The organism is Bartonella sp. AP21QHHD (genome assembly GCF_042196205.1).
GTDB lineage: Bacteria > Pseudomonadota > Alphaproteobacteria > Rhizobiales > Rhizobiaceae > Bartonella.
In genome coordinates this window covers 44189-69227 of sequence record NZ_JBHIPT010000108.1, presented here as the reverse complement: position 1 = coordinate 69227, position 25039 = coordinate 44189, and the positions used below count along the sequence as shown (strand labels likewise).

General features: G+C 37.9%; 19 protein-coding genes and 1 tRNA gene. 15 read left to right on the top strand and 5 right to left on the bottom strand.

Annotated elements, in window-relative coordinates; all coding sequences use genetic code 11:
* Positions 1 to 232 precede the first annotated feature (232 nt).
* A tRNA-Gly gene (locus ACFIMC_RS07470) sits at positions 233 to 307 on the bottom strand.
* Positions 308 to 493: 186 nt separating this feature from the next.
* Here ACFIMC_RS07470 and ACFIMC_RS07465 point away from each other — a divergent pair.
* From ACFIMC_RS07465 to ACFIMC_RS07435, 7 genes are all read left to right on the top strand, one after another.
* On the top strand, positions 494 to 1471 hold the full coding sequence (locus tag ACFIMC_RS07465) for an ABC transporter substrate-binding protein (RefSeq protein ID WP_273790096.1): 978 nt from the start codon (positions 494 to 496) through the stop codon (positions 1469 to 1471).
* Positions 1472 to 1533: 62 nt separating this feature from the next.
* The gene (locus tag ACFIMC_RS07460) at positions 1534 to 2430 is read left to right on the top strand and encodes an ABC transporter permease (RefSeq protein WP_375618341.1); all 897 of its coding nucleotides are present in this window, start codon (positions 1534 to 1536) and stop codon (positions 2428 to 2430) included.
* Positions 2423 to 3217 carry an ABC transporter ATP-binding protein gene (locus ACFIMC_RS07455; RefSeq protein WP_375618340.1) on the top strand — a complete coding sequence of 265 codons (795 nt, stop codon included), beginning with the start codon at positions 2423 to 2425 and terminating at the stop codon, positions 3215 to 3217. Before ACFIMC_RS07460 ends, ACFIMC_RS07455 begins: the two co-directional genes overlap by 8 nt.
* Positions 3218 to 3221: 4 nt before the next feature.
* On the top strand, positions 3222 to 4262 hold the full coding sequence (gene holA / locus ACFIMC_RS07450) for a DNA polymerase III subunit delta (RefSeq protein WP_375633607.1): 1041 nt from the start codon (positions 3222 to 3224) through the stop codon (positions 4260 to 4262).
* A 1953-nt stretch (positions 4263 to 6215) separates the two neighbouring features.
* A complete protein-coding gene (locus ACFIMC_RS07445; protein WP_375618338.1) occupies positions 6216 to 7145 on the top strand; it encodes a prephenate/arogenate dehydrogenase family protein in 930 nt (309 codons plus the stop codon).
* A 410-nt stretch (positions 7146 to 7555) separates the two neighbouring features.
* Positions 7556 to 8410: a YihY/virulence factor BrkB family protein gene (locus tag ACFIMC_RS07440; protein ID WP_375633605.1), complete on the top strand. Its 855-nt coding sequence runs from the start codon at positions 7556 to 7558 to the stop codon at positions 8408 to 8410.
* A 30-nt stretch (positions 8411 to 8440) separates the two neighbouring features.
* Positions 8441 to 8917 carry a YaiI/YqxD family protein gene (locus ACFIMC_RS07435; protein ID WP_375618336.1) on the top strand — a complete coding sequence of 159 codons (477 nt, stop codon included), beginning with the start codon at positions 8441 to 8443 and terminating at the stop codon, positions 8915 to 8917.
* A gap of 2 nt (positions 8918 to 8919) precedes the next feature.
* On the opposite strand, the gene ACFIMC_RS07430 is transcribed toward ACFIMC_RS07435, so the two are convergent.
* Positions 8920 to 9615 carry a TlpA disulfide reductase family protein gene (locus ACFIMC_RS07430; RefSeq protein WP_375634325.1) on the bottom strand — a complete coding sequence of 232 codons (696 nt, stop codon included), beginning with the start codon at positions 9613 to 9615 and terminating at the stop codon, positions 8920 to 8922.
* Between the two features lie 32 nt (positions 9616 to 9647).
* Here ACFIMC_RS07430 and argH point away from each other — a divergent pair, with 32 nt between their 5' ends.
* The 5 genes from argH to ACFIMC_RS07405 all read left to right on the top strand — a co-directional run bounded on the left by argH (position 9648) and on the right by ACFIMC_RS07405 (position 16117).
* Positions 9648 to 11048: an argininosuccinate lyase gene (gene argH / locus ACFIMC_RS07425; RefSeq protein ID WP_375671996.1), complete on the top strand. Its 1401-nt coding sequence runs from the start codon at positions 9648 to 9650 to the stop codon at positions 11046 to 11048.
* Between the two features lie 51 nt (positions 11049 to 11099).
* Positions 11100 to 11279 (top strand): LPS translocon maturation chaperone LptM, encoded by a 180-nt coding sequence (locus tag ACFIMC_RS07420; protein ID WP_375612733.1) that lies wholly within the window; start codon positions 11100 to 11102, stop codon positions 11277 to 11279.
* A gap of 8 nt (positions 11280 to 11287) precedes the next feature.
* Positions 11288 to 12568, top strand: coding sequence for a diaminopimelate decarboxylase (lysA, locus tag ACFIMC_RS07415; RefSeq protein WP_375671995.1), 1281 nt, complete (start codon positions 11288 to 11290; stop codon positions 12566 to 12568).
* Positions 12569 to 12694: 126 nt separating this feature from the next.
* Positions 12695 to 15124, top strand: a complete 2430-nt coding sequence (locus ACFIMC_RS07410) for a TIGR02302 family protein (protein ID WP_375671994.1) — start codon at positions 12695 to 12697, stop codon at positions 15122 to 15124.
* A 222-nt stretch (positions 15125 to 15346) separates the two neighbouring features.
* A complete protein-coding gene (locus ACFIMC_RS07405) occupies positions 15347 to 16117 on the top strand; it encodes a class I SAM-dependent methyltransferase (protein ID WP_375629065.1) in 771 nt (256 codons plus the stop codon).
* 911 nt (positions 16118 to 17028) lie between these two features.
* Here the strand turns inward: ACFIMC_RS07405 and ACFIMC_RS07400 are convergent.
* The 3 genes from ACFIMC_RS07400 to tsaD all read right to left on the bottom strand — a co-directional run bounded on the left by ACFIMC_RS07400 (position 17029) and on the right by tsaD (position 20741).
* Positions 17029 to 17709, bottom strand: a complete 681-nt coding sequence (locus tag ACFIMC_RS07400) for a response regulator transcription factor (protein ID WP_375671993.1) — start codon at positions 17707 to 17709, stop codon at positions 17029 to 17031.
* A gap of 906 nt (positions 17710 to 18615) precedes the next feature.
* Positions 18616 to 19050, bottom strand: coding sequence for an EVE domain-containing protein (locus ACFIMC_RS07395; RefSeq protein ID WP_375634332.1), 435 nt, complete (start codon positions 19048 to 19050; stop codon positions 18616 to 18618).
* Between the two features lie 596 nt (positions 19051 to 19646).
* Entirely contained in the window at positions 19647 to 20741 is a 1095-nt protein-coding gene (gene tsaD, locus ACFIMC_RS07390; protein WP_375671992.1) for a tRNA (adenosine(37)-N6)-threonylcarbamoyltransferase complex transferase subunit TsaD, read from the bottom strand.
* A 308-nt stretch (positions 20742 to 21049) separates the two neighbouring features.
* Here tsaD and ACFIMC_RS07385 point away from each other — a divergent pair, with 308 nt between their 5' ends.
* From ACFIMC_RS07385 to ACFIMC_RS07375, 3 genes are all read left to right on the top strand, one after another.
* Positions 21050 to 22234, top strand: coding sequence for a COG4223 family protein (locus ACFIMC_RS07385; RefSeq protein WP_375671991.1), 1185 nt, complete (start codon positions 21050 to 21052; stop codon positions 22232 to 22234).
* A gap of 11 nt (positions 22235 to 22245) precedes the next feature.
* On the top strand, positions 22246 to 23805 hold the full coding sequence (locus tag ACFIMC_RS07380) for a heme biosynthesis protein HemY (RefSeq protein WP_375642816.1): 1560 nt from the start codon (positions 22246 to 22248) through the stop codon (positions 23803 to 23805).
* A gap of 147 nt (positions 23806 to 23952) precedes the next feature.
* A complete protein-coding gene (locus tag ACFIMC_RS07375) occupies positions 23953 to 24699 on the top strand; it encodes a glutamine amidotransferase (protein WP_375638436.1) in 747 nt (248 codons plus the stop codon).
* Positions 24700 to 25039: the final 340 nt, after the last annotated feature.

Below are 25039 nucleotides of genomic sequence, written 5' to 3'. Positions count from 1 at the left end.
ATCTCAAATTGCGATTTTGAGCAGAAAAGAAAAAGAGGCTTTAAATGATCTTTGAAAGGCCTTTGAAGACCCTTTGAGAACCCCTTAAAAACTCTTTGAAAAAAATAAATTGGTACAAAACCTAGTGGCAAAATATACAAAACCTGCTGGCAAGCTACAGTGGCAAAATATACAAAACCGCTGGCAAGCTACACTATAACTCCATACAAGAACGAATAAATACAAAATTCAATGGAGCGGGCGATGGGATTCGAACCCACGACCCCAACCTTGGCAAGGTTGTGCTCTACCCCTGAGCTACACCCGCTTACCGATTCGATATATGTCTTGTCTGTATGGCGTAGGCTTCTACGAATTGCAACAAAAAAATATCATTTTAGTTTGATTTATTTTGTCCATGTTTAAATAAAATGAAATAAAGATTGATTTTAGAAAATTCTTCAGTAATAGATTATTCCTTTTTTAATTTTTGCATGGAGAGGGGTGGAATATAATGTTGAAGAGAATAAATATATTAGGGATTATCATTGCAACTGTTTTTATGATGAACAGTGTTGCAAAGGCCGATGACCAAGTTAAACACGTTAAAGTTGCAATAACGCAAATTATGGTCCATCCTGCTGCGGATGCTGTTCGTAAAGGTGTGGAAGATGTGCTTGCAGCAAATGGTTATAAGCAAGGTGAAAATTTTCAACTTACCTTTTTATCAGCGCAGGGTAATATTTCAACAGCAACGCAAATTGCGCGTAAATTTGTTGGTGATAAACCCGATGTTATTGTAGCAATTACCACGCCTTCAGCACAAACGATGCTTGCGGCAACAAAAACAATTCCTATCGTCTTTGCAGCAATTTCTGATCCTATCGGAGCTAAAATCGTTTCTTCACTTACCAAACCTGGCGGTAATATGACGGGGAGTTCGGATCGTATAGATGTTGCAGAAAGTGTTAGACTTTTACAAGAAGTAAAACCAGATTTGAAAAAAATTGGTTATCTTTATAATGCTTCTGAGGCAAATTCTGTTTCGACACTTAAAACGTTAAAGGATGTAGCAAAAAAAGCTGGAATTGAAATTATTCCCTCATCGGCACCAAAGCCTTCAGATGTTCAGGCAGCAACACGCGCTTTAATCGGTAAGGTCGATATTATTTTTGTTCCTGCTGATAATACGATTTTATCTGTTTTAGAAGGTGCAATAAAGGTCTCAGAGGAAGCCAATATGCCTGTATTTACTGTTGATGCTAATACTATCGGGCGTGGGCCTTTTATGACGCAAGGTGTGAATTTCTATGATGTAGGGGTTGATGCTGGGAAATTGGTTGTGCGTATTCTAAAGGGTGAAAAGCCTGGTGATATTGATGTTGTGCAGGCGGCTAATAATGACATTCGAATTGATTTGAAAGCAGCCCAAAAAGCAGGGATTGTTATTCCGCAGGCAGTTATTGATCGTGCAACAAAAGTGATTCAATGACTTTCATTGATAGGATGTTGATACAATAAAATACGTTAAGTTTTCATGGGGATTGTCTTTACATGAATATATTTGCGTTTTCTGGCGCTGTGGAATTAGGTCTTATTTATGCGTTTGTGGCTATAGGGGTTTATCTCTCTTTTCGCGTTTTGGACTTTCCTGATTTAACAGTTGATGGCTCATTTCTTCTTGGGTCTTGTGTCTGTGGCGTCTTGATTCTTTTAGGTTTTAATGCATGGACAGCTATGGCATGTGCTTTTTGTGCAGGCATGGTAGCTGGTTTATTAACAGCTCTGTTGAATTTGCATTTTGGTATTTTGAATCTTTTAGCTTCTATTTTAACAATGTCGGCACTTTATACGGTTAATCTTCGTATTATGGGAATTATGGGAGGGTCTAATGTTAATTTAGCTCTTGCTGATACGGCGTTAACGCCCTTTTATAATCTGTTTGGTTTGTCTGATATTTTTGTGCGTCCTCTTTTCGTTGGTATTGTGTTGCTCGTTATGGCGTTTTTGATTTGGCGCTTTTTGGAAAGTGAAATTGGTCTTGCTATGCGTGCAATGGGCGCTAATCCACGCATGGCGACGGCGCAAGGTGTTCATACATCAGCATTGATATATTTTGGAATGGGGCTTTCCAATGCGTGTGTGGCACTTGGTGGTTCTCTTTATATTCAAACTGCGATTGCAACAGATATTACCGGTGGAATTGGAACAATTGTTTTTGGATTGGCAGCCGTGATTATTGGTGAAACTCTCTTTCGTACGCGCAATATTTTTTGGATTATAATCAGCTGTATTGTAGGGTCTGTACTTTATCGTGTGGCGGTGCAATTTGCATTTGAAGCAAATGGCATTGGTATTGATACGTCGACAGATCTTCAGTTGATTACTTCGTTGTTGGTTGTTTTAACCCTTATTGTGCCACGCTATTGGAGGAGGCATAAACGTGATTGAATTTTTTCATGTTGGGGTCACATTTAAACCGCAAACACCTTTGGAAAAACAGGCTTTAATTGATATTAACCTGAAAATTGATCAGGGTAGTTTTGTTACGGTTATTGGTTCAAATGGTGCTGGTAAATCAACTTTGCTCAGTGTTTTAGCGGGTGCAACGCTTCCCTCAACGGGGAAAGTGGTTATCAATGGACAAAATGTTTCTAGGCAATCAGTCAGTGAACGCGCTGGAAAGATTGCTTGTGTTTTTCAAGATTCTTTAGAGGGAAGTTGTGGTTCTTTAACAATTGAAGAAAATTTGGCTCTTGCTGCTCTTCGAGGAAGTCGTCGTGGTTTGCGTGCGGCTTTAAATCATGAGAAACGGCAATTTTTTCGAGAGAAAATTGCTCAATTAGGCATTGGTCTTGAAGCATATATTCATAATCCTATGGATAGTTTGTCAGGTGGGCAACGCCAAGCAGTTTGTCTTGTGATGGCAACATTAGCACATGCGGATGTTTTATTGCTTGATGAACATACCTCAGCGCTTGATCCTGGAATGGCTGATTTTGTGATGCGGTTGACTGAAAAAATCGTTGAAGAGAAAAAATTAACGACTATCATGGTGACTCATTCTATGCGTCAGGCTCTTGATTATGGCGATCGTACCTTGATGTTGCATGGTGGAAAAGTGATTTTGGATGTCTGTCATGAAGAGCGTAAGGGCTTGGATGTAAATGATTTAATTGGCATGTTTCAGAAAGTTCGCGGGGAAGTTCTTGATGATGATGAACTGTTAATGGATTAATAGTGTGGCTCAGAAAAAAGCACATGAAGTTGATCAGTTTCTAATGCGCTTTTCACGTGCTTTTCCTATTGTTCTCATTTATGGGCCAGATCGTGGTCTTATTTGTGAGCGTGCACAATGTTTTGCAAAACTTACACGGGTAGCAATAGAAGATCCATTTTCGACAATTCGTTTGGATGCTGCTGAAATTGATAAAGATCCTGCACGTTTAGAAAATGAAGCGCGTACGTTATCGCTTTTTGGGGGAGATCGTTTGATATGGATCTCTAATGCTGCTAACCAAAAAGGTTTTCTTGCTGCCTTAAAGCTTTTAATTGAGAAACCACCAGAAGCTTGTTTTATTCTCATTGAGGCAGGGGATTTAAAAAAAGGAACAGGGTTGCGCAATGCTGTTGAAACAGCATCAAAAGCGATGGCTTTGCCCTGTTTTGCCGATGATATGCGTTCTCTTGACGGTTTGATTGATGAGGTTTTAGGACAGTTTAAGAAGACTCTTTCTTTAGATGCACGTAGATGGTTGCATGAATGTTTAGGGGCGGATCGCCTTGTATCACGAGGTGAATTAGAAAAGCTTTGTCTTTATGCTGCAAATGTTCGTATTACTCTTGAAGATGTGAAAGCTGTTGTAAGCGATGTCAGTGCTCTTTCTCAAGATGAAGTCATTGATGCTCTTTTATTGGGCGATATATCAGGCTTTGAAGCGCATTTTAACCGACATGCAGCAGTGCAGGGGGCACTTTTTTTAATTTTGAGTACAGCTCAAAGGCATTTTCAGCAATTACAGCTATTGCGTTATCAGGTAGAGGTTGAAGGAAATTCGCCTTTTACGGTGGTTTCTCAGGCACGTCCTCCCATTTTTTTTCAACGGAAAAAGATCGTTGAACAAGCTTTAAAATATTGGAAGTTAGAACAAATTTCTTATGCAATGGAAAGAATTCAGAGTGCTGTTTTAGATAGTCGTAAAAATCCACTTTTGGGTGAAGCTATCATTCGTCAAGTTTTGTTAGGGCTTACAATTATTGCACGACGCCAGATGGCAGCTTAACAGCCTAGAAATATAATGATTTTTTATTTTTTGTATACCACAGAGGTATTTTCAGCAATTAAAACTGTTATGCTATCAAGTAGAGGTTGATAGAACTTGTATTTTTGAGGATGCGTTTTAGGAGCTTGAAAGCTTGATAGAAACTTTTCTTCAAAAGAAATAGTTTATTTTCAAAAGGCCATTTTGAAACAGTTTTATTATTTTGTTGTGTCGTAAAATACTGTTTTTAGGTAGTGATACGAGGCTCATATCAAATTTTATGTATTCGATGTTTTTTGTGTGGATATTTGGTGAATATTAGGTTGGTTCATAGAGTCTTAATGGAGTAACACCCCTCATGTAAAACAGAGTATCTCAAACAACAGAAGATACTTGTATGGTAGATTCATACGCTTTCTTAGAAATATTTTTCAATGCGCGTCATATCTATTTTGCGGCGGTGTTTATGAATGGTGTAGAAGTAAAGTTCCTTGTGAAGAATATAAAACCCATAGAGCAACTCTATCTTTACGCTTAATAAAAGTGCAAGTCGACACTCATTATATACTTTGCTAGCCTCTAATGTTGCTACAGTTTTTAGCATTAGAAAGCGTTTTTCATCATTTTTGCTCACATGTCTTCTTGTGATGTGTAGACAAGAGATTTTAATTGATAAGAGGGTTTGTGATGGAAGAATTTTACAGTATTCGAAGTTATGATTCAAATTGAAAAAAGTATTATTTTTATAAATCAATGTATTATAGATTAATTGAATCACATAAAATAGTGAGCCAGAGGAATCTTTTAGACAAGAAAATGAATTGTTTGCAGATTGGTATGAATTAAGAATCTTCGTGGGATGAGGAGAAAGTCAAAATAGATTATGATGAAAATGACAACACCTATGGGGAAACTTTTATGTTTGATATAGAGATTATTATCTTAGCAATGAATGTGTCTCATAAACAGAGCTAGCCATTGTTTATTATTAATAATTTATTATTTTTCATATTGAATCAATCAGAACAATGTCTTTTGCACGTCATAAGTGGGGGCGTGTGGATAAAAACTGTGCAAGAAAGCACTAAAATGCCTCTTATGAATGCTCTCAAATTCCAAGGTTTTTTGCAACATTGGGGGTAGGAAAATATAATGATAGTGTTTTATTAAGTGTGAAGAGGGTCGTGCTTAATAGATTTATAGTTATAACATTTACGAACACTGTCGTGAGATAGGCTAGAGAGCGAGATGTCTTTTTAAAACAAACGCATGAATTTGTAATCCAAATCTATTCTATTTAGGGCGTTCTGTTTTACGTGAGGGGTGTGATTCCATTAAAGGGATATTCGGTGTTTTTATTATCAAACTTTTTCTTTATTGAGAGGTCGTGTTTTTCTCATATTTATTTGATTTATGGTATCCGGAATCTGGAGAGGAAAATGTTTTTAATGGTATCTTTTGGTATGCGTTGTTTTACGGTGTTTTCAATATTCGCGAAACTTATGTTGTTGTTGTAGGTGGAGGCGTAATACGTTTTTATATAGGTCTGATGTACAAATTAATGAACGTATCGGGATAATTGGAGAAGAGCTAGTGTCTGCTTACGCTTTTGATGTGTTTTTTTGTGAGTAAAATTAGTAAGATAAAGTAAACTGATGGGATTTTATGTAGAGTCGTTGTTATCCTAATTGAGAGTGCATTTTATTTTGTTTCGGTGATGCGCTTTGATCAGTAATTAAGAGGGAGTTTTAGAGCGTGATGTTAGATTTCTCGTCATTTATTTTTTATGTGTTTTCTAGGTAAAGTGATCTGTTGTCAGCTTGCGCAGGTGATAATTGGTAAACTGCGTTATTCTTTATTCCCTAGTTGTCATTTTTTAATGTTTTACGCATAACTCTTGAACAAACAAACAAGAAAATTGTGATTTTACAATTGTCTTTATTGCCATTTGCAAAGAATCTTTGAAGGTGAAAGATGCTCCATATTCAGTTTGAAAAAATAGCACTCATTGGGATCGGTCTGATTGGGTCTTCTTTAGCAAGAGTGATTAAAAAGAAAAATCTTGCGGCTCAGATTTCTATTGCAACACGTCGTCCAGAAACCCTGAAAAGAGCGCGTGAATTGGAGCTTGGGGACTTTTATACGACAGATAATGCAAAAGCTGTTGAAGGAGCAGATTTGGTTATTCTTTCTGTTCCTGTTGGGGCTAGTGCAGAAGTGGCAAAAACCATTCGTGATCATTTAAAACTTGGAGCGATTGTGAGTGATGTTGGTTCTACGAAAGCGTTGGTTATTGCGGAAATGGCACCTTTATTGCCAAAAACGGTTCATTTTATTCCAGGGCATCCAATTGCTGGAACGGAATATTCAGGACCGGATGCTGGTTTTGCTGATTTATTTATGAATCGTTGGTGTATTTTAACGCCTTTTGCGGATAGCGATGCTGCTGCTGTCGCACAATTAACAGCGTTTTGGGAAGCTTGTGGTGCGCGTGTCGAAAAGATGGAACCTAAGCATCATGATCTTGTTTTGGCTATTGTTTCACATTTACCCCATTTGATTGCGTATAATACTGTTGGGACAGCGAGTGATTTAGAAAAAGTAACAAATTCGGAAGTAATTGCTTATTCCGCTTCCGGTTTTCGTGATTTTACGCGTTTAGCATCTTCTGATCCCGTTATGTGGCGAGATATTTGTTTGCATAATAAGGATGCTATTTTAGAAATGTTGAGCCGTTTTAGTGAGGGGCTTGCTTTTTTAGAACGGGCAATTCATTTAGGAGATGGTGAGACACTGTTTAACTTTTTTACACGTACGCGTGCTGTACGTCGCAATATTATTGATGCTGGACAGGAAATTGATGCTCCTGATTTTGGACGTCAGAGTGTTTCTAAAAAAGGGTGAATAAAAGCAAGGGGTTTTTGTTGAATTTCGTTGGTTTTTTCTAGAAATCGATAAGAAGTTTTTTCTTTATTCAGTCATAGATTGCAATAAAAAAGAGTGACGATTGCTCCGATACAGATAACCATGACTTTAAAAGGTTTTATGTGTGCACGATCATCTTGCTTAGCTCTCTATAGGGCATATAATGTACAGAAGAGGTTACTGATCTGTAGAAGTAACAAAAAAATGAGGTTGTTGTAGAACTTCATAGAGTGGGTTATTGTTTTTGTTTTGGTATAAAGTCGGGCTTGACCGTATTGATTATTGACCGTTATATTGCAACATTGCAAAATGTTTATTTGCAGAGCTTTGATGATTTTTATAAAACTTGAAATAGACTGAGGAAGAGTTTTACCAGAAAGTATTGAGTTTTGTTAAAAAATATCTTTTGGTATAGCTATCGTATTTTGGGTGACGCAGTAAGTCATTATTGGCGTGATAATGGGAGTGCTTTTGCAAGCCATGTTGCGCTATCGGGGCTTTTAGCATTTTTCCCTTTTTTTATTTTTGGAACATCGTTTGCTCGTTTTCTAGGTGCTTTTACCTATACACCGCAAAAAATTAAAGCACTGGTGCAGTTATTGCCTGATGTTATCGCAGAGCCTTTATCTCAGGAAATTGTCAATGTTTTAACCATTCATCGAGGAGGTGTGTTGACGCTTTCTGTCATTGGAGCGGCTTATTTTGCTTCTAATGGGATAGAGGCTTTGCGTACGGCTTTAAATAAAGCTTACCGTGTTACTGATCGACGGAGTTTGTTGTTTTGTCGTTTTCAAAGTCTGTTTTTTGTAATCCTTGGAGCTGTTGGTCTTGTTGTGATTAGCTTTTTATTGATTCTGGCGCCTTTGTTGATCAAAATTATGCAAAATCATTCTTTTTTTATGACTGAATATATTGCTGCTATTCGTGTATGGCGTTATACAGTTGCAATCATTATTTTGTTTATCAGTCTTTTGATTGTTCATAAATGGCTTCCAGCAGGGCGGCGGAAATTTATAGATATTTTACCAGGAATAGTGGTGACAATGTTTATATGGTTTATGGCTTCTATCGCTTTTGCGCAATATTTAACGATGTTTGATTATATTTCTACCTATGCAGGGTTGGCATCTATTATGGTTGCTATTATTTTTCTCTACATATTGAGTGCAATTTTTATTTTGGGAGGAGAAATAAACGCGGCGATAATGTTTTATCGCAAGGATTTGCAACATTCAGATGAATGAAAGAGTTTATTATTACTTGAAAGCCAAGGTATGAGTATCCCAATAAAGCCTGCTATCACTTTGTTGATTGATGCAGATGCTTGTCCCGTAAAAGATGAAGTTTATCGTGTGATGAATCGTTATCAGCTTAAGACATTTGTTGTGGCAAATCGTTCTTTGTCCCTTCCAGATGAAGCACTCATTGAAAGAGTGGTCGTTGCTGGTGAATTCAATGGTGCTGATGATTGGATTGTAGAACATGTGCATGAGGCAAGTATCGTTATTACCAGTGATATTCCTTTAGCAGCGCGGGTTGTGCAAGCTGGGGGTTTTTGTCTTTCGCCAACGGGGCGTATTTTTGATGTAAATTCAATTGGTCAGGCTTTGGCGATGCGCAATTTGATGGAAGATTTGCGTGGACAGGGTAGTATAATAGGTGGTCCCCGTCCTTTTTCTCGTAAAGACCGTTCTGCTTTTTTGTCAGCACTGGATCTTGTTATACAACGTTTAAAAAGACGCGGTTATTAAAGTTATAGGGCTTCTTTAATGATTGCTTTTATAAGTGCTTTGGCATCGTCATTGGCCCATGGAGCTGCACCATTGAAAGAAGCAATGAGATATCCTTCTTTATCAATGAGCAATGTAATGGGGAGTCCTAAAGCGAGCCCCTGTTTTCTAACATTGTTGAAAATATCCATTGTTTCATCGCGATAGTAAAGCAAATTATCTGAATGAAGATTCTGTAAAAATTGCTGAATTTTTTCAGGAGAAGCAGTTTTATCGATATTAATAGCTATGACATCAAAGTTTTCTCCACCTAATTCACGTTTTAATTGCGCAAGTTCAGGCATTTCTGTGCGGCAAGGTGCACACCAAATAGCCCATAGATTGACCAGCATTGGTTTTCCGGTAAATTCGCTGAGTGTGCGCTCTTTTCCTTGAATATCCTTGAAAGAGAGTTTGTTCATATCTGAGAGCGTATCAGCAAATCGTATGTGGCTAAAAAAGCCTTTTGCTGCTTTTCGTATCGCCATCATTTTTTCTGCTCGTGCTTTATTAATGTTTATTTCTTGTGCTTGTGCTGCTGAAATGAAATTGAAAAGAAAAAACTCTCTTTTGGTATCGTAGTTTATGGTTGCGTATAAACTCAGTGCAATGATAAAGAATGCAAGGGAGAGTTGCCTTTTTTTATTGTTTTTTTCGCTGATGAAAATTTGAAAAATCATAATTTTGTCCTTTGGATGGGTGTTTTCAGAATATGACAGATGAGAAGTTAAAGAACCAAATGTGGGGTGGTCGGTTTGCGGCAGGTCCTGCTGCAATTATGGAAGAAATTAATGCCTCTATTGATTTTGATCAAAAACTTTATCGACAAGATATTGAAGGTTCTCTTTCTCATGCAGCTATGTTAGCGCAAACGAAAATCATTTCACAATCAGATTATGAAAAAATTGTTCATGGTTTGAAACTTATTCGCCAAGAAATTGAAGACGGTAAATTTGTTTTTTCACGAAAGCTTGAAGATATTCATATGAATATTGAAGCGCGGTTGAGTGCGTTGATTGGTCCTGCAGCAGGACGTTTGCATACGGCGCGTTCACGCAATGATCAAGTTGCTGTTGATTTTCGCTTGTGGGTACGTGAAGCAACGCAAAAAATAGCACAAGCTTTAAAAGGATTGATAGAGCAATTACTTATTCGCGCAGAACAACATGTTGATACCTTTATGCCAGGCTTTACGCATTTACAATTGGCTCAACCCGTAACATTGGGTCATTATATGATGGCTTATGTTGAAATGTTTGGTCGAGATTTATCGCGGATGCGTGATGCTGTTGAGCGAATGAATGAATCGCCTTTAGGGGCGGCTGCTTTAGCGGGGACAGGCTTTCCAATTGACCGTTTTATGACAGCAAAAGCGCTAGGCTTTCGGGAACCTACACGCAATTCAATTGATAGTGTTTCAGATCGTGACTTTGCATTGGAATTTTTAAGCGCTGGCGCTCTTTGTGCAACACATCTTTCACGTTTAGCAGAAGAAATAATTCTTTGGTCAAGTGAACAGTTTTGTTTTATTCATTTATCAGATGCTTTTTCAACAGGGTCTTCCATTATGCCACAAAAGAGAAATCCTGATGCGGCAGAGTTAGTACGAGCGAAAGCAGGTCGATTGAATGGTGCACTTATGGGATTGTTAACGGTGATGAAAGGATTACCGCTTGCTTATTCAAAGGATATGCAAGAAGATAAGGAATATGTGTTTGATGGGGCTTTGAGTTTGGAATTATCACTAGCAGCAATGACAGGGATGATTGCTGATTTGAAAGTGAATAAAAAAGCCATGAAACAAGCAGCGGATTTAGGGTATGCAACAGCTACAGATTTTGCGGATTGGCTTGTACGCAATTTAGGGATTCCTTTTCGCGAAGCACATCACATCACAGGGTGTGCTGTGGCATTGGCAGAAAAAAAACAGTGTCGCCTTCATGATTTATCATTAGATGAACTTCAAGCAATTTGTCCTGATATCAATGCGACACTTTTTGATGTTTTGACCGTTGAAAAATCTGTTGAAAGTCGTAAAAGCTTTGGGGGAACAGCGCCTTCAGAGGTTCTTCGGCAAATTGCGTATTGGAAAAAGCGTCTCGTGAGCGCTTGAGTGATTGTATTTTAAAGGTAACAAAGAGATCGAGATGAGGAAAGAGGACAGATGAAAATTATATTAAAGGGGTTGATAATTGTCCTTTTTGGGGGCTTGGGTATCGTTGGGTGTGGGCGTAAAGGGTCATTAGAGTTACCTCCTTCAACAGGAGTGAATTCTTCACAAGGAACTTTTGTTTCTCAAGGTAAAAAAGATAAACCTTTTATTCTTGATCGGTTAATACAATAGGAATTTTTATGCGTTTTTTTTCTTATCATCAGGGTGTGCTTCACGCTGAAGGTCTTTCTCTTTTGGAACTTGCGCGAGAAGTTGAAACACCTTTTTATTGTTATTCAGCTAGCGCAATCGTTGCACATTTTAAAGATTATCAGAATGCATTTCATGATATGCCGAGTTTAATTGCTTATGCGGTTAAAGCGAATTCCAATCAAGCAGTTTTACAACTTTTAGCTAACAATGGAGCGGGAGCTGATGTGGTCTCAGAAGGGGAATTACGGCGTGCACTTGCTGTTGGTATTCCTGCGCAGAATATTGTTTATTCTGGTGTTGGTAAAACAGTGAGAGAAATAGATTTTGCTCTTGCACAAGATATTTATTGTTTTAACGTTGAATCAGAGCCAGAACTTGAACAATTATCGGCGCGGGCTGCTGCGCTTTCAAAAACGGCTCGTATTTCTTTACGCATTAATCCTGATGTGGATGCTAAGACTCACAAGAAAATTACAACAGGTAAGTCTGAGAATAAATTTGGTATTCCACTGTCTTTGGCGGGTGATGTATATAAAAAAGCAGCTCAATTGCCTGGTCTTCATGTGTGTGGTGTTGATCTCCATATTGGCAGTCAAATTTGTGATTTAAAACCGTTTGAAGATGCATTTGTTATTGTTGCAGATTTTGTGCGTCAATTATGGAATAATGGTTATGCGATAACCCATATCGATATTGGGGGCGGGCTTGGTATTCCTTATGGTTATGAGAAGCATCCAGTACCTTCTCCTTTTGAGTATGCAGCACTGGTAAAGAAACATATTGCGCCTTTAGGGATCAATATTATCCTAGAACCTGGGCGTAGTATTGTTGGTGAAGCCGGTGTGTTGGTGACATCGGTTGTGTATTTAAAAAAGGCGGAAGGACGAAATTTTGTTATTGTTGATGCGGCGATGAATGATTTCATGCGTCCAACGCTTTATGATGCGTGGCAAAATGTAATGCCAGTGAAAAAAACACCAATAGATGCCCCTCTGATTAATGCTGATATTGTCGGTCCTATTTGTGAAACTGGTGATTATTTAGGTTTGGAACGTTCTTTACCAGTGTTAAAAGCGGGTGATGTTTTGATGTTAACAGGAGCAGGGGCTTATGGCGCAGTGATGGCAAGCACTTATAATAGTCGACTTTTGGTGCCGGAAGTTCTGGTTCAGGATACGCGTTATGCAGTCATTCGTCCACGCCTTGATTATGCACAATTGATAGGCTGTGATCATATTCCAGATTGGATTGAGCCCAAATTAGATTGAGCATTATTAAATATTTTGGGTCTTATTTTTACTAAACTTTGATGAAACAATTTATTTTCTAGAAATTGTTTTGTATGGGGTTTATGATCTTAATGCACCACGATAAAAGGGGATAAATGCTTGTTTATGAAAAATAAAAACATCAAAGGTTTTGCAATGAAGCTTTTGTGTGTGCGCATTTTGATGTGGGGGATCCTTTCATTTGAACGGATGTGGGTACGGTTGTTGCCATTTTTCCTCGTTCTTAGTCTCTTTTGTTCGTTTAGCTGGTTGGGACTTTTTGGTATTTTGGGCTATTGGTCACATTTGCTCTTACTTGGGGTTATACTTATTTGTGCTGGGGCGAGTTTATTTTTTCTTATTCGTTTTCGGTTTCCCACAATGCGGGAAGTAAATTGCCGCCTTGAATGCGTCAATGATCTTAGACACCAGCCTTTGAATATTCAGACAGATCGTTTATGTTCTGAAAATGATGAAGATTTTAGTGCTGTTATTTGGCGTGAACATCAACGCCGAATGGCAAAGCAATTATACCATTTAAAAACTGGATTTATCTCTCTTAATAGTGCGGATTATGATCCTTTGGCTTTGAGGGCTTTGTGTGCTCTTCTTTTTGTGTGCGCTTTTAGTTTTTCTTTTGGTTCACAAGGGGGGCGTTTGGCTGATGCCTTTGATTTTCGTCCTGTCGTTGATGAAAAACTCATGCGGATTGATGCTTGGGTAACACCACCTGCTTATACCGGTGTGGCACCGATTTATTTGACAAAAGATGAGGAAACACAACGAGAAATCCCTGAAGGGAGTAATGTTGTTGTGCGTGTTGTCAATGGGGCTGGCATTACAGTAAAAGCAAAGTCTGTAGAAGATGGGAGGGAAGTTTCGTTTTCAGAGAAAACGGAACAAACAGCTTTGAATGATCCAATTGTTCATTTTGAAACACATTTAAAGCATCCAATAAATTTATTTGTATCATCACGTCGTAAAAAACAGCAATGGCATTTGCAGATAATTAAGGACACGCTTCCAACAATTCATTGGTTGGAAAAACCAGGGAGGATTTTAACGGGATCATTGGAGTTACGATATGTGGTGGATGATGATTATGGTGTGACAAAGGCTTTTGTTGAAATAGAGCCTTTTCTTCCTCAGAATAAAAGTGCTTCTTCTCTTTATAATGCTCCGGAAATAGAGCTTCTTCTTCCGCGTGGTGGAAAGGGGAAAATGCGAATGGTGCAGGATATATCAGCGCATCCATGGGCAGGTTCGCAAGTCAAAATTACTTTGGTGGCAGAAGATGGTGCGGGGCAGAAAGGGCGTAGCAAAACTTTTGTTATGATATTACCACAGCGTGTTTTTTCGAATCCTGTTGCACGCGCAGTGGTTGAATTGCGTCGTCTATTAGCTCTTGATGCTTCTGTGAAAGAGCGTGTATTGGATATGCTTTCTGCTTTGCTTGTGCGTCCAGAAAAGGGGTTGCAAAATGCATTGCATTTTATTGTTCTACAAAGTGCGTGGACAAGACTTTCTTTAGCACAAACAGACGAGGATTTGCGCGATGTGGTGGATTATTTATGGCAAATTGCTTTGGGTATTGAAGATAATCAGCTTGAATCCGTGCAAAAAAAGTTAAAACAAGCACAAGCTGCTTTACGTGATGCACTGCGTTATGGTGCTTCAGCGGCAGAAATTGAACGGCTTATGGCAGATTTACGTCAAGCTATGGATGAGTATATTCGTGCTTTGGCTGAAAAAGCACCGGATAGTCAAGTTTCTAAAAATTCTAAAAGCTCAAAAAGTCCTAATCTTTCTGAATCTACATTACAAGAAAAGCTAAATTTAATTGAGGAAATGGCTAAAACGGGCTCTTCTTTAGCAGCTGAACAACTCTTGGCGGAAGTTGAACAGACGCTTGATCATTTGCATGTGCAAAAAGGCAATCAAAATGAGGGAGAAAAAAGCCAATCTGCACAAATGAAAGAAAAGATGGACCAGCTTGGAGATTTAATGCGTCGTCAGCAAGAAATTCTCAATGAAACACATCAGTTAGAGATGGAACAAAAACGCGGAGAAAATGTACCGGAAACACAAAAAAAATCTTTAAAAAAACGTCAAGCTGAATTGCAATCTGAATTATCAACATTAGAAAAAGAATTATCAGAACAAGGATTTGAAACAGGGGGCGCATTGAAAAGGGCAGAAGAAAAAATGAATTCTGCGGAAAATGCGCTTGATAATGGAAATCATCAGGTATCTATACAAAATCAGTCTGATGCTTTGGAATCTTTGAGGCAAGGTGCACAAAATGTTTTGAAAAAAATGCGCGAAACACTTAAAGAAACGGGAGATGATCAAAATGCTGATTTTGGTCCTAAAGATCCGTTAGGACGTCCACTTTCTTCAACAACAGATGAAGAACAAGAAGGCGAGGCACTACCACAAGAAAGTGATCAAATGCGTACGCGGCAGATTTTGGATGAAATTCGCAAACGTCTTGGTAAAGAGCATCTTTCAGAAGAAGAAAAAAACTATCTTGAAAGATTGCTTCATTTTAATTAACCAGTGTTGGCTTTTTTCTTAATTGATGTCAAAAACAGTATATGAAGAACCTCTATGGGGTTTATCTCCAAAAAAATGATTAAAGTGCTTGTAAGGCAATAATCATCCTATTGTACTGATTTTTTAATCATTTAAGTTTAAAATATGCAATATTGAAATGTTCGCTATTGCGGAAAAAAAGCAGAAGTCCATATAGGTTTGGTATATGAAAATCTGTAATGTTTGAAATTTGTTTCTACATGGTATGTTGAGTTGGATATCGTTACGCTGAAAGATTTTTATGCTTCTGCACTTGGACTGCGTGTGCAAAAAACGCTGTGTGACCAATTGAATTTATGGTGGCCTGATCTTACGGATAAACGGATTATGGGATTGGGTTATGCACTTCCTTATCTTTCTACATTGCGTGAACGTGCCCAACAATGTTTTGCTTTTATGCCAGCTTCTCAGGGTGTTTCGCCTTGGCCTTGTTCTGAGCAAGTTGCTACAGCGCTTGTTTTTGAAGAAGATTTGCCGCTTCCGGATGCGTCAGTTGACTGTATTTTATTGGTACATGCATTAGAATATACAGAAAATTCATTTGAAACGTTGAATGAAATATGGCGTGTTTTAGCACCCAATGGCCACTTGATCGTTATTGTACCTAATCGCTCTGGCTTTTGGGCGCGCAATATTACTACGCCCTTTGGTTATGGCGAACCCTATAGTCGGCAACAAATTACTCGTTTGTTCGAAAAAACAAATTTTGTTTCTGGACCAATACAAGAAATTGTACACTATATGCCCTCTACGGGGTATTTTTCGCGGTTGTTCTCATTTTTTTACGAGCCATTTGCTCGCTATCTTTTGCCTTATTTTGGTGGACTCTTAATGTGTCAGGCACAAAAACGTGTTTATCAGGGTTTGCTCGTACAGCGTCGTCAGTCGCGACGTATTTTTATTCCTGCTTTATCACCACAGACAAGAAATATTTTAATTTATAAAGATAATTAATCATTTTGTCATTGTCATAAGAACCGAAAGTATAGAAGGATTCTCTTATTTCAATTTTTTGCATTTACAATTTAAAAATATTCTTTTGTACATTAATATGTGGAATTGGTATGTGAATAAAAATCTCAAGTATCTATATACCGAACCATATTTCATGAATAGTGGAAACATTTTAAAAGAAAAAAATACTGGTATCTTCGTAAAAATAGCAGAGTCCAAGGGATCTTGCATAATATGGTTTATGGTGGTTAAAAACTGTACAAGGAAGGATTAAAATGCTTCTTATGAACCATCTCAAGTATCAAGGGCTCCTCTGCAACATCTAGATCTAACATAAGTGTGTGATGGTGCTGGCTTATTCTTTTATAAACGTAAAGATGGTGGTGCTCAGTGGCTTTATCGTTAGGATAAACATTTAGCGTTATATCATTAATTATATAACCTCTTAAGAGGAGATAAAATCATAAAGAATAGAAGAAAATTATAAAGATAAAAAACATCTCTCAATTTAGGCTAGTGAATATGAGATAAAGCAGTGCGTGGAGCGGTTTTTCTGAAAAAATAATCATAAATAGCACTCATCTAAAGATGATAGTTATGATCAAGAATGTTGCTAAAAGATATCACGATTATTTATATGCGAAACATATTAAAAACTTTAGAAAGAACAAAAGCATGTGAAACAGAAGTTACAAAGTATATCGTGAGGGTTGAAAGCATTTTTGTTTCTGGTTCTCATGTTGGAATATTTCGTTTTTATTCATAATGTTATATATTTTGTCATAAGAGTACAGATAAGAGTAAGTTCTATGTATATGTAATAGCATTCGAATTATACGTGAAGTTTTTTTCATCTCGTTTCTGTTTTCATTTAGGATATTAAAATTATTTTTGAAACAGTAAATCTCGAATTAAAGATTTAAACGATAACCATTTTGATCTGTCATGAGAATTTGTGCATTGGAGGGATCTTTTTCGATTTTTTGTCGCAAACGATAGATATGGGTTTCTAAAGTATGGGTGATAATATTTTCATTATAACCCCAAACTTGTTCTAACAATGTTTCACGGCTGACAATTTTATCATTGGCATAATAGAGACATTTAAGAATCGCTGCTTCTTTTTCTGTGAGACAGATTTTATTGTTGCATTGATCAAGAAGAAGTTTTTGTCTTAGTTTAAAAGTATAGGGACCAATATGAAAGGTTGCGTCTTCATTTTGTTCATATTGGCGCAACTGTGCTCGAATTCTCGCTAATAACACCGCAAAGCGAAAGGGTTTTATTACATAATCATTGGCGCCTGTTTCAAGATCTAAAATATTATCACAGTCTGTATCATAATTTATTATCATGATAATGGGGGCACGAAATCCTTGGGTGCGTAATTGTTTAACGGCTTTGTAGCCATCAAGATCAGGAAGTTGAAATCCCAAAATAGTGAGATCAATATTTTCTTCTTGGATTATTCTCATTCCCGCTTCTGCTGTTTTTGCTTGGAAAATTTTAAACTCTTGATGCATTTGCAATTGTTCTACTAAAATGGGGCGTAGATCATCGTCTTCAACGATTAAAAGAGTATAGTGGTTCATGTTTTTCCTTATAGGCATGTTGATGCACTGATTGATATAGTTTCATGAAAAATAAGATTTCATGCAAGAAAAATTAAAAGAGGAAAATTAAAAAAGAGCGCTTCTAAAAAATAAACTTTTATAATTTCTAATGGTTGCTTGCTGAAAAGAAGGTATTCCGTCTGCAGGGTATTTTACGTATTGGTTGGAAGCGTTTTTTATGTTCTAGAAGGTGTTTTAGCTATTGAGTGTCATCATCTTTACGCTTATGGAGAAACAAGCTGGCACTATCATTCACTTTGCCAGCTCGTGGGTGTTGCGGACAGTCCTTGGCACTTGAGACGATTCATAGGAGGAATTTTTAGTGCTTTCTTTCACGTTTTTTATCTATATGGGACTTTCTCCGCTTAGAATGTGCAAGCCAATAGCTTTTGATTGATTCAATATAAAACAGGTTGGGAATGAGAGAATCCTGCGGTATGAGGTGCACTCGTCCAACATGCAAAACAATAAACACGCAATATGATGCGTTTTTTAAGCGTGAAGAGAATTGTGCAACACTTAGCACATATGCACTGTTTAGGAGAACTTCACGATCGTTTTTATTGTTTTTATCCACGTTCAGTTTTGTTTTTTTGTTGCATTTGTGTGCGAAGGGGATTGTGTGTTATGTTCGTGGTGTTGCTTATTATAATCGTTGAGCAAGCTTTGCCTTTAGCAATGCCGAAAAGATGCATCATAAAGAGGTTTTTTGTGTAATTTGGAAGGAGACTGTATTGAGAAAGAGTGCAGGATAAAAAATGACAAAGAAAAATATCATATTTATGCATTTAGCATGAGAATACCTCAACAGAAGGATGTGTTGAGCTTATTCTTCTGCGCTATGAAGCATCTTTTTATATGAGTTAATGAATAAAAATTATTGTTTTAAGATAAAAGCATTTCCTCCTTAAGGTTGCCCATTAAACAGACTTCTTTCCATTCATCTTCTGTTACGGGTTGCACTGATAAGCGGCTGGCTTTGACCAGCACCATATTTGCTAGTTTGGGATTGGCTTTAATTTGTTTTAATGAAACAGGTGTTGGCATGTCACAAAGTGCACGGATGTCCACACATTCCCAGCGTGGATCAGAGCTTGTAGAATCAGGGTGCGCTTCAGCACATATTTCTACAATTCCTACAATTTCTAAACCTTTATTTGAATGATAAAAAAAACCTTTATCACCATATTTCATAGCGCGCATATTGTTACGGGCTTGATAATTGCGTACACCATCCCATTGTTCGCCATCAGCTCCTTTTTTCTTTTGCATCTCCCATGACCATTTATGGGGTTCAGATTTAAAAAGCCAATAAGCCATGAGTTCTCCTTTTTCATAGACTGTTATGCATTTTTATAAGCATCTTTGTAATACCATCAACGATGATTTTTAAAATGGGGTAAAGAACGACTATTATCTATTTTTTCTTGTTTCAAAATAATGTGTAGTAGAGAGACACGCTCCATTGATATTTCATGTTGTATAAAAGTATTTTGCTCTTTGCTTATCTTTTCAGCTATGGTTTGAAATGCGGTTACTATAAGAGTTTGTTGGAAAAAATTAAGAAAATTGGTTCTAAAAAGCTTTAAGATTACAATGACAATGAAACGAATAAATGATCAAAGATGATGAGGTCAACGAATGGCATTCATATCTATGCTTCGTGGGAGAGAGTAGATCTTATTATGCTGTAAAATACCGTCATTTGAAGTGTAATGATATAAGGTAGTTTTTTGAAACATGAAGTTTTTAAGAATGTGTGGTGAATATTTAGGTTTACGTGTCGATCTTTGGGTTAAGTGAATTGTGTGAGTGGGAAGCAGGTGGAATCTGCTCGATAGAGAATTCGGACTATCTATAGACCGGATTGAGTAGAAATCTTCGTTCTTTAAGATGTGTGTAGGACGTCAATTTTATTATGCTTTTGTTCCACGGCGTCCCATCCCGATCAAGGGCGGGGCTTTTTCATCTAATGGCCAGCGTGAGCGGGGTGCAATGTCAAGAGAGTTTGTTTCTCCTCGTACGAGTTTTTGTGCACCGGCAAAAGCAATCATTGCAGCATTATCGGTACACAAGGAAAGAGGAGGGGCTATAAATTCAAAACCATGTTGATGGGCAAGTTTTTGCAACGTAGAGCGAATGGCTTGGTTTGCGGCAACACCGCCTGCGACAACCAAAGCAGGAGAACGCTTTTCTTGATCATGAGAGAGAGGATATTGGTGGGCAAAGTGCTGTAGAGCGAGGTGAACGCGATCACGTACTGTATCGGTTACGGCGGCTTGAAAACTTGCGGCAATGTCAGCAATATCATTTTCTGTAAGAGGAGCTATGGCTGTTGCGGCTTGTCGAACAGCAGTTTTGAGTCCTGAAAAAGAAAAATCTAATCGTTTTTCACCTTTTAAAGGACGTGGAAGAGGGATGCGATTTTTATCACCAAATAAAGCTGCTTTTTCAAGTGCTGGTCCACCAGGATAAGGAAGACCTAAAAGTTTTGCTGTTTTATCAAAGGCTTCTCCTAATGCATCATCAATAGTGGTTCCTAAACGTTGGTAGTTGCCTACTCCATGAACAATGATTGTTTGTGTATGACCCCCTGAAACTAAAAGTAATAAATAAGGGAAGCTGACGTTGTGCGTTAACACAGCTGTTAAAGCATGTCCCTCTAAGTGATTTACCGCAATAAATGGTTTGCCAGTGGCAAGAGAGAGTGCTTTTGCGCTCATAACGCCTACCAACAATCCTCCTATCAAACCAGGTCCACTGGTGGCTGCAATGCCATCAATATCTTTTAATTTTGTGTTTGCTTCTGTTAGTGCTTGCAGAATTAAATGATCAAGAACTTCAACATGGGCACGAGCAGCAATTTCAGGAACAACACCGCCGTAAGGTGCATGGTGATCAATTTGACTCCAAACAACATTGGAAAGAATTTGGCTGTTTGATTCATTGTTATACTCAATGACAGCTGCTGCCGTTTCATCACAACTTGTTTCTATTCCCAGCAGACGCATTTTAAACAAAACCTTATATTGAAGCTTCTTTCCTGCGTGCGTACCATGAACAGAAAAAGATGCAAAGTATTTCTCTTAGAATTGATTTTTCTATGAAAAATATGTGTTTTGGCATTTTCTTTGAATTTTATGATATCATGGATTAAAAAATAAAGCTGTATTTTCGAGTATAAAATGCAAATGTTTTTTTTAAAACTTGTCTATTAAAGGCGATAATTGTAAATATTATTGAGAAAAGCTGCGTTTTTAAAACTTTTTTCATTTTATTATTTTATCATTAAAAAAAGTGTGCACGAAAAGTGACAGAGATGGTCGATTCTTCAAAACCAAAAGTTAAACCACATTATGCTGGTACGCGCCGTAAGAAACCAGTTATTGAACATGAAGCTGTTCCCCATGATTCAGAGGAAAAAATCCATAATTCTGTAGAATCTCATGCGCGAGAAAAACAGAATATGCAAGGTCAGGATAAAAGTATCTCTAGTACAACTTGGCTTTTCTTGTCCCTTTCTGGGATTTTGGGAGGATTCATTGCTTTGGGAGTTTTTATGGGGCTTCAATGGGCTGGTTTTTTTCCTTCTCCTTTTGTGGAAAATTCTGCTGGAGGAGAAAAAGCTTTGCAGATTGCTGAAGCCGCAAAAAGTCAAGGTGAAGACACAAAGGAACAATTGAGGCGGGTCTTTCAAGAAATTGATACGTTAAAAACAGAGTTTTCTTCTTTTTCATCACAACAGTTTAAAACAACGAAAAATGATGAACTATCGAAAGAAGAAAGCAAAAAAGCTTTTGCGATTTTAGAGGAAAAAGTAAAAGCTCTTGAAGAAACTGTACAAACTTTTGTTAGAAAGTCGAAAGAGATAGAGACGGCTTTGTCTGTTGGGCAGAGCAATGCAAATGATCTTGCTGCGTTAAAACAACAGTTAGAAGCACTACAGGAAGAAACTGCTGTTAAAAATAGTGAGAAAAAAGAAATAGATACCGCGCTCTTTACTGCAATTAGTTCATTAAAAAATGCTATAGAGCGTGGTGGATCTTATAATAATGAATTAAAGCTGTTGCGGCAATTATCGCCTTCGATTAATGGACTTGATGTGTTGCAAAAAACAGCTACTGTGGGTCTTCCAAGTTCAGCACAACTTTCAGTTGATTTTGCTCATGTTGCTGATGCAATTGTTGGTACGCAAAATCTTGTTGCGTCAGATGCTGGTTTTTTTGACCGAATTTTAGCGTGGATAAAAGGGCTCATTGTTTCGCGACCGATTGGAAATGTTGAAGGGACAACGCTGGGGGCTATTGCGGCACGCATGGAAGTTGCCATTCAAGCTGGTGATTACGAAAAGGCTTTGAGCGAATGGCAATCATTGCCCCAAAGTGCAAAAGATGTTTCAATGGATTTTGTTAAGCAGCTTGAAAGACATATTGCTATTCAACAGTTGTTGCAGCAATTGTTATTGTCTGTGCAACAAGGATCTTTTAAAGCAACAAAGATGTAAATAGGCCCAAGATGATACGTGTTTTTATTTATATTTTTGTTGTTTGTATCCTCGGTTTAGCTTTCACGTGGGTTGCTAATCACAATGGTATTTTTGTTCTCACATTTTTGCATTTCAGATTTTCTGCTTCATTTCTTACAGTGTTAAGTGTGCTTATTTTATTTTTTGTAACGCTGGTGCTTTTATGGTGGTTATTGTCTTTCTTTTTTTCCATACCGAATGCTCTTTCCAATTATTTTTATAAACGCCATCAAAAGCGTGGTTACGAAGCTCTTTCAAAGGGGATTCTTGCAACTTTTGCTGGTGATAGTATGGTTGCGCAAAAAATGGAAGCACGTGTTGCTAAATATCTTGCAGGGAAACAAGAGCCATTGGTAAAACTCTTACAAGCGCAAACCTTGTCTTTACAAAATGACTCTGTTCGCGCCATCGGTCTTTATGAAGAGATGAGAAAGGAAGATCCGACAAAACTGGTTGGACTTTATGGTTTGTTTCGTGAAGCAATGAAGAGTAAAGCTTATGAGGCAGCGCAACAATATGCTGAAGAGGCACTGACTTTATCGCCAGCACTTTTATGGGCGCATCAGGCGGTGCTTGATCGGTTAAGTACTGAGGGTAAATGGGATAAGGCACTTACTATTTTTGAAAGAACGCAAAAAGCTCTCCCGCGTTCTATTCGCGCGATTCCAGAGCGGCAGCATATACAGGTTTTACTACTAAGTGGGCAGGCTCTTTCTTTGTTTGATACACATCCTGTACAAGCACGTGAAGCTATTTTGAAAGCCCATAAATTGGCGCCTGATTTTGTTCCAATAATAGTTATTGCTGCTGATATTCTTTATAAATTAAACGAAACGCGTAAAGCGGATAAAATGATTATAGCGGCTTGGCAAAAGGAGCCTCATCCTGACTTGGGAGCGCTTTATCTTGAAAGAGAAGAAGGAGCCATTGGGCGATTGAAAAGGGCTAAGACACTTGCTTCTTATAATAAAGATGCATTTGAGTCGGCTTTCCTTATTGCTAAAGCAGCTTTGGATGCTGGTGAAACAGCATTAGCAAGAGAGAAGGCACAAAAAGCATTACAATGTCATCCACGGGAAAGTGTTTATTTATTGTTGGCAGATATTGAAGAGGCACAGGGAAACAATCAAGGTGCTGTGCGTCAATGGCTTTCTTTAGCACTTCGTGCTGAACGTGATCCAGTGTGGATGTGTGATGGGGCCATTTTTTCTTCTTGGTCAGTGGTTTCTCCAATCAGTGGACGTTTGGGCTGTTTTGAATGGAAGGCGCCTCCTTGTATGCCTTCTCTCACATTAGAGGCGGACAATATTGTGTCGAAAAGGCAAGACAAAGAGTATGTTATGGGAAAAAGTGATGATGTTGGAGATAAGAAGCTTGAAAAATTAACACCTGTAGATGATTCTCTTTTGCATAATGTGCAGGTGGAGAAACAAGATATAAAAGAAAAAGATGTAAAAATGTTCAGTCAAACTCACTTAAATGTTGATGATCCAGGGGTTAAAACAGAAGAAGAAACATCTTTATCGAGGAAAAAATTTCGTTTATTTTAAATTGCACCAATGTTGATAATACGAATGTTTTCTCAGAAGAAACAATTGACCTAGAAGAAAAAATATCGTTAGTCTTGTCCAATAAAATTATTCTCTTATGCTTTAAAAATAAAGTTTTGCTTGGTAGCAGAGGTGATTGGTTAAAAAATGTTTTTAAATCAGAGATGTCTTGATAAAAAACAAAAAAATAACAAACCAAGGATTGCTGTCGTTATTCATCGGCGCTCTACCTATACTGGTCGGTTGGGAAAATTTTTACAACAAAATGGTTTTGTTCTTGATATTTATCGTCCTATTTTTGGACAAAAACTCCCTGATACATTAGAGCATTATGCCGGCGTTGTTATTTTAGGGGGACCGATGAGTGTGAATGACAGCGAAGCCTATATTGGTGAGGAAATTGATTGGATTTCGTTATCACTAAAGGAAAATAAGCCTTTTTTGGGTATTTGTCTTGGAGCACAAATGTTAGCGCGAAATCTAGGGGGGCGCGTTGGTACAAGAAGTGATGGGACTGTTGAAGTCGGCTGGTATCCACTAGAAGCAACCCCACAAGGGAAGGAATTGATGAATTGGCCAGAGATGGTCTACCATTTCCATGATGAAGGTATTTATGATTTACCGAAAGAGGCAATGCTTTTGGCAACAGGGAATACATATCCTACACAAGCTTTTCGTTATGGAAACAATGCATGGGGTTTGCAGTTTCATGCTGAATTTACACGCGCTATGATGCGGCGTTTGGTCGTGCGTTCGGCACATAAATTGACTGAAAAAGGTGCTCAACCTGCTTGTGCACACTTGAAAGGTCGTTTAATCTATGATCGAGCTTTGAGCCAATGGTTTGAAAGCGCATTACACCGGATTTTTTGTACACCGCCCGTACTTGTGTGATTGTTGACAACGAATTGATTTATATAGGTAATTCACGGTTTTGTATATTGAATGAGAACCCCGAATATAGTAAGGTTTTTTCATTCCAAACCTGTGTATGTTGACTCAATAAAAACCTCTTGTTTGCATGTCACAAGTAGGGCTGGCGTGTGGGCAAAAACTGTATAAGAAAAGACTAAAAATGCTTCTTATGAACTGTCTTAAGTGCCAAGGGCTGTCGCAACATTTGGGGGCTAGCCAAATATAATGATGGTGCTGGCTTTGGGGTCTCCATAAGCGTAAAGATGGGGGGCTCAATGGCTTTATCGTTAAGAAACACTATTCATTATCATTTTTGTTG